This window comes from Planctomycetia bacterium, from assembly GCA_034440135.1.
In the GTDB taxonomy this organism is placed as follows: domain Bacteria; phylum Planctomycetota; class Planctomycetia; order Pirellulales; family JALHLM01; genus JALHLM01.
This window is the reverse complement of the sequence record JAWXBP010000455.1, coordinates 1-3735: the sequence shown is the minus strand read 5'-3', so window position 1 is coordinate 3735 and position 3735 is coordinate 1. Positions and strand designations below refer to the sequence as shown.

Annotated in this window: 4 protein-coding genes; 1 reads left to right on the top strand and 3 read right to left on the bottom strand. The window is 62.9% G+C overall.

Annotated features, from left to right (window positions below; all coding sequences use genetic code 11):
* The 3 genes from SGJ19_26215 to mch form a co-directional block, all read right to left on the bottom strand.
* The coding region (locus SGJ19_26215) for an AMP-binding protein (GenBank protein MDZ4783758.1) at positions 1-831 on the bottom strand (831 nt) is incomplete at its 3' end.
* 106 nt (positions 832-937) lie between these two features.
* Positions 938-1828: a RimK family alpha-L-glutamate ligase gene (locus tag SGJ19_26210; protein ID MDZ4783757.1), complete on the bottom strand. Its 891-nt coding sequence runs from the start codon at positions 1826-1828 to the stop codon at positions 938-940.
* Between the two features lie 147 nt (positions 1829-1975).
* On the bottom strand, positions 1976-2932 hold the full coding sequence (gene mch / locus SGJ19_26205; protein ID MDZ4783756.1) for a methenyltetrahydromethanopterin cyclohydrolase: 957 nt from the start codon (positions 2930-2932) through the stop codon (positions 1976-1978).
* Positions 2933-3018: 86 nt separating this feature from the next.
* On the opposite strand from mch, the gene SGJ19_26200 reads away from it, so the two are divergent.
* Positions 3019-3690 carry a metal-dependent transcriptional regulator gene (locus SGJ19_26200; protein MDZ4783755.1) on the top strand — a complete coding sequence of 224 codons (672 nt, stop codon included), beginning with the start codon at positions 3019-3021 and terminating at the stop codon, positions 3688-3690.
* Positions 3691-3735 lie beyond the last annotated feature (45 nt).

Sequence of the window (3735 nt, the reverse complement as noted above, 5' to 3'; positions counted from 1 at the left end):
GCGTTTTAGCGTCGGCAGCTCGATGCGCTCCTGCTGGCAATAGGCGCCGACGCGATTCCAAATCGCTGGCGAGCCAAATGATTGCGTCACCTGCCAATCGTGGATCGCTTCGACAAAAAGCTTCGGATCGATCCACGCGGGGCGCGTGGGATCCATGTCCGGAATGACGGTCGTCACGCCCATCGCGCAATTGAACAGCCCGAACAGCGGAAAGCCCGGCAGGTCGATTTCCCCCGGTTGAATGTTGTACTGATCGCGAATCTCGGTGACTTGCCGATCGAAGACGCCGTGCGAGTAGAGGACGCCTTTGGGCGGGCCCGTGCTGCCCGTCGTGAAGATGATCGCCGCTTCGTCCGTGGCATTCATTCGTGGCAACGGCGAGTGCGGGCCGCGGCGCTGTCGCAGTTCGTCCAGTGTGACGCCGCCCCAACACCAGCGCCGTCCGACGGTGACGAGCAGTTTGCATTTTGCAAAGCGCCGACGGAACAGAATGCGAGCGACATGCGCCGGCGGAATGCCGACCATGCCCTCGGGCGCAGCGTCGCTGAGGCAATCGATTAGGTTGGCGCGTCCCATGCCGGCATCGATCAGGATCGCCACGGCGCCGGACTTGAGGAGCGCGAACACGAGCGCGATGAAATCGATGCTGGGCCGCACCAAGAGCGCGATCCGCGTGCCGTTCTGCACGCCGAGTTGACGCAACGCTCGCGCAAGCTGGTCGCTGTCGTCGTCCAACTGTTTGAACGTGACGGATTGATACTGCCGGCGTCCAGACTGTTTGCGCCGGGCCGGCATCGCGACCGCGATGCTGCCGGGTATTTTGCGCGCCATGGCGCTTAACCGGCGCGCAACATTCCCCGAAGCCGCCAACAACGAGTCTTCCACGACGGACAAAGCCGACCCCTCCGCATCTCCGCGCCCCTAATACCCGCTGAGCTTACGCCGCCGGCCCGTTCTCGGCAACCATCTCAACATATTCCAGCACGACTTGGGCGACGTCGACCCCGAGCGCCCGCGACAGGGCTTGCCAGCCCGGCACGGCGTTGACTTCAATCGCATACAGCCGGCCGTCCGTCGCCGGCAGCAGATCCACACCAGCAACCGGCGCGCCGATGGCCGCGGCGGCGCGTTCCGCGAGGTCGATCCACTCGGCGTTCAGTTCCACCGGGGCGGCCACGGCGCCGCGGCTGACGTTCGTCCGCCAGTCGTCGGGATTCGATCGCCGCATGCCGAAGTACCGGCGACCGACTTTGAGCACCCGCAGGTCGTAACCTTCGTGCCGGATGAACTCTTGCAAATAGAGCACCGCCCCGAATTGGGCGAGCATCTTGAACGCCCGTAGCGCCAGCGCTTCGTCGTTGAGTCGCGCAATGCCGCGTCCCTCGGAGCCGAACAGCGGCTTCACGACGATGTCCCCGCCAAGTTCCGCAAATGCCGCCATGGCTTCATCGGCCGTTTGGCAAGCGATCGTCCGGGGAACGAGCAGCCCCGCTTCGTGTAGTTTCGCCGTAGCGAGATATTTGTCGACTGCGGCCTCGATACTCCGCGCCGGGTTGATGACCGGCACGCCTTGCGATTCGAGTCTCGCGAGCGCGTCCATGCGAAAGACAACTTGTTCCAATGATCCCGGCGGCATCGTCCGCACGAGCACGGCATCGAAATCGCTCAACGGCATTTCGGCGCCGCTGGCGATGACTTCGTGGGAAAGACCTACCGTGGCCTGAAGATTCGCGAACGACGCCTGCACAATCTCATGCCGCGCCTCGGCCGCGCGCCGCAAATCGGCGAGATACCAACTCTTCAACGATGCCAACACTGCGACCCGCATGAAACCTCAACTCTCAATCCCCGCGCCTCTGCCTGCTCTCCTCATTTCACGATTTCGCCCATTCGCGTTTTCGCGATTGAAATGGAGTGGACCCTATTGAATCGCGAAAGGGCGAAATCGCGAAGGTTGGAGATCGGCAATTTGATTTTACGCAAATGATTGACGCAATACTTCCGGCGCGAGCTCTCCCGCAGTGAACGACTTGCCCGTCGCGATATTCACCAGCGTGATCACGGCTGGGCTGAACAGGTGCGGGTCGATCTTGTAAAAATCGTGGTTGTAGCGCGCGAAGATTTCCGCGAATGGTACGCCGTGGTCGTGCGAGGCGGAACTCGGTACGCGCTCGACGAATTCGGCCAAGTATGCGTCCTCGCCGTTGACCCAAACCGTGACGTGCGCGCCATAAAGTACGGCGTCGTTCGTGCGTCCGATGCCTTGCAGGTCATCCTTCGCGACCGGAGGCAACGGCGCGATGCCTCGCCCTGAGCGAACCGCCGAGGGATCGAAGCCCAATTCCAGCATCTTGTGAAGCGCCGTTTCCAACGACCGGGCGACGATCTGCAGGTTGCCGGCGATGCTGGCTGTCGGCGCGACGAGCAACGTCAAACGCTCGGGCGCGACCTTGCATTTCGCGGCGACGTCTTGCCAGACGGCTTCCGTGGGGAACTTGCGCGTTTCCAGCACGCCGACCGCATGATCGCTGGACTCGCGAATGCCGAGCTTTTCGAACAGCGGCTCGCGTGCCGCCAGGGCGCGCATGGGGCCGGAACCCATGGCGAAATACTTCTCGCCGGTGATTTGCCAGCCCGCGTACTGCGAGGCCATGCAGGCGGCGATCGGTGCGCGCGATTCGACCAACACGGACTGCTCGCCCGGCAACCCGGCGGCGATCGGCGTCAGCCGCACTTGTCCCTGGCCGCCAAGGCAGACCTCGGCCAGCAATCTGCCTGCTTCGACGCTGCCTGGGGTCTCGATACCGCAATCCCAGCAGGTTCCGCCGGCGATGGAGCGTGTGGCAATCCCCAGTTGATCGAGCGACCCGCGCGCTGTTGGGAGCAAATCCTGGGCGCGCTGATTGAGCGAAAACGTTCGCGGGTCCGCCATGTCGACCGAATTGCCGTGGTTGGAGTCGTAACCTAGAATCCCGGCTGTTGAAACTAGCGTCGCCCTTGCCCCGGAACAAGCCAGCCGTGCCGAGCCTGACGGTCGAGAACTACGTTAAAGCGATTCATCAAATCTGCACCGGGCAAAACGGCGGCTCCGCGCAAACGGGGCAGCTCGCGGCGGTGCTCGGCGTTTCGCCGGGCACGGTCACCAGTATGCTGAAAACGCTGAGTGAAAGCGGTCTGGCCACTTATCTCCCGTATGAAGGAGCGCGGCTCACGCCCTCCGGCGACGCTTTGGCCCTGCGCGTGTTGCGCCGGCATCGCTTGATCGAATTGTTCCTGGCCCGGACGCTGGACCTTTCGTGGGACGAGGTCCATGAAGAAGCCGAGCATATGGAACACGCGGTGAGCGACCTGCTGGTGGATCGCATCGAGCGCTATCTCGACTATCCCAAGGTCGATCCCCATGGCGACCCCATTCCCACGGCCGACGGGGCCGTCGCGCCGGTCGTCGGCAAGCTACTGGTCGATTGCCCTCCCGGTTTTCAGTTTCGCCTAACGCGGGTATTAGATCAGTCGCCGGAGTTTCTGCGTTACCTGACGGAATCGGACCTGCCGCTCGGGGCCGCTGGAGAAGTCAAAGTCAACCGCGCCGAAGCCGGAGTGATGACGGTGCTCGCCGCCGGAAAAGAAACGGCGCTGAGTCGCGAGACGGCGACGAAGATCGTAGTGGAAGAGAGCGCAACAGTAAGCTAACGGACGCCGAACAAGATCAAACGTCGATAAGCCCAGGGAAGGCTG

Bases quoted from the DNA above. Each gene is read 5' to 3' on its own strand.
- SGJ19_26210 (MDZ4783757.1), bottom strand. From the start codon at position 1,828: ATGCGGGTCGCAGTGTTGGCATCGTTGAAGAGTTGGTATCTCGCCGAT.
- mch (MDZ4783756.1), bottom strand. From the start codon at position 2,932: ATGGCGGACCCGCGAACGTTTTCGCTCAATCAGCGCGCCCAGGATTTG.